General features: G+C 53.1%; 1 protein-coding gene. It reads left to right on the top strand.

What is annotated here, in order from left to right:
• A partial coding sequence (locus tag DC28_RS07175) for a beta strand repeat-containing protein (protein WP_037547316.1) occupies nucleotides 1-1,457 on the top strand: 1,457 nt, incomplete at both ends.

The following is a 1,457-nucleotide window of genomic DNA, read 5'->3' as shown; positions in this document are numbered from 1 at the left end:
GACCTGACCCTGGGACAAGCCGGGGGAACATTGACCTTTACGGGGGGGGTGAGTGCAACCAGCCCGAGTCTCGTTACCATAAACGGTAGTATCCTTACTGATGGTGGTGACGCGGATTTCACTGGCGGGACCATCGAGGTTGCAGGTACCAGTATCATTGATACCGAACAGGGTGATAATGGGGCTGCCGGGGCGGTTGTTTTAGGCGGGAGTGTTTCGTCCTCAGGCGGTGCAGCGGTGGATTTAACTATAAATACCGCAACCGCCGCCCTTGGTTTATCTGGCGGGGATATTACCCTTGGAACCTTTGATTCTGGTGGTGGTGATCCGATACGCAACCTTTATCTTGTGACAACAGGGGATGCTGGAGACGGCGTCGTTACGAGTGCTTCAGCCGTAGTACTTACCGGACTACTCAGTGTGGATTTAGATTCAAGTTCTGCCACCCTTACAGCCGGTGGAACAGACCTCTCCACCCTTCAGGTTCTCAGCGGTTACGACATAACGGTAGATGAGGCTGGCGGAATCGAAGTATTAACCAGCACGATCACCAATGACCTAAGCATCACCTCTACCGGGCCCGTCACAGTTTCCGGGACCATCTCCTCAGGAGGCGGATCAGTTTCCATAACTACTTCGGGGATGCTCACCATCAATAACGACATAACTGCAGGCACCGGTGCTCAGGTTGATTTGAACGGGACTGGCATTACTATTGCATCTACGGCAGATACAACTATTACCGGCTCTGGGGGGATTCAAACGGACTCTGGTACTGGCACTCTCACTCTTGGCAGTGCAAGTTTTACAGGAACCCTGACCAATTCCGGCTCCGCAGCTTCTATCGACCTCACCGGTGATGATTTGAACATTCATACCGCCAACGGCACCATCTCCACTGGAATCGGGAACCTTGTAATCATTCCCAGCACGGTTTCTCAAACCACTTCGTTAGGCACAGGATCCACAGGCCTTGGTCTATCCGCTGCCGAACTGAATCGAATAACCACTTCTGGTGAACTGTTCATCGGCGATGGAACCATTACCGGCTCAATCTCCTCCGATGGTGCCATTAACCTTAGTAGCGGTGGTCTTTCAGGCCCAGTAACCCTTCAAAATGCCAACGGAGGAATAACTCTCAATCATGCGGTTACAGTACCCGCTGACCTAACAATTTCAACTGTCGGAACACTTTCTCTCGGAGCTTCCGGTGATGTGATTGCCTCCGGGCCGGTGCAATTCACTGCTACCGCTGGTATCTCCACAGCAGGTGATGTGACGACAGATGCCTTGGGAGCAACGGTGGATTATGTCAGTGCTGTTACCTTGACCGGCGATGTAACGGTGGATACCACCGGCGGCGCTGCACCGGGGAGTGGGATAACCTTTGGTGGAACGATAGATGGCGCATTTGCCCTTGATCTGACAGCGGGAACTGGAACGGTTGATGTGGCTGG

The sequence above is a fragment of the Spirochaeta lutea genome (genome assembly GCF_000758165.1).
GTDB lineage: Bacteria > Spirochaetota > Spirochaetia > DSM-27196 > Salinispiraceae > Spirochaeta_D > Spirochaeta_D lutea.
Note: the sequence above shows the minus strand (reverse complement) of the source record. Positions and strands in the feature narration are given on the sequence as shown.